Genomic DNA, 213 nt, shown 5'->3' on the forward strand with positions numbered 1-213 from the left:
GCACCTCGCCGTCCGCGTCCATCTCCCAGCGGACGGTGCCGCGCGAGGCGTCCTCGGCGTCCCTCGGCATGGCCAGCCAGCGGTTGCGGTTGAGGAAGGTGGCCACGGCGGCCATGAGGTTGAAGAGCTCGGCGGTGCGCTCGGAGGCCACCGTGAGGGTGAAGGCCAGGTCCACCGTGTACGCGGGGCGCCTGCGCACCAGCTCCGCGCCGG

At 73.7% G+C, this 213-nt stretch carries 1 pseudogene; it reads right to left on the reverse strand.

Annotation, left to right across the window (positions count from 1 at the left end):
- Positions 1-199, reverse strand: a pseudogene (locus HUW62_RS48030) (transcription factor); the annotation flags it as partial.
- Positions 200-213: the final 14 nt, after the last annotated feature.

Origin of the sequence: Myxococcus sp. AM011 (genome assembly GCF_013372595.1) — a bacterium.
In the GTDB taxonomy this organism is placed as follows: domain Bacteria; phylum Myxococcota; class Myxococcia; order Myxococcales; family Myxococcaceae; genus Myxococcus; species Myxococcus eversor.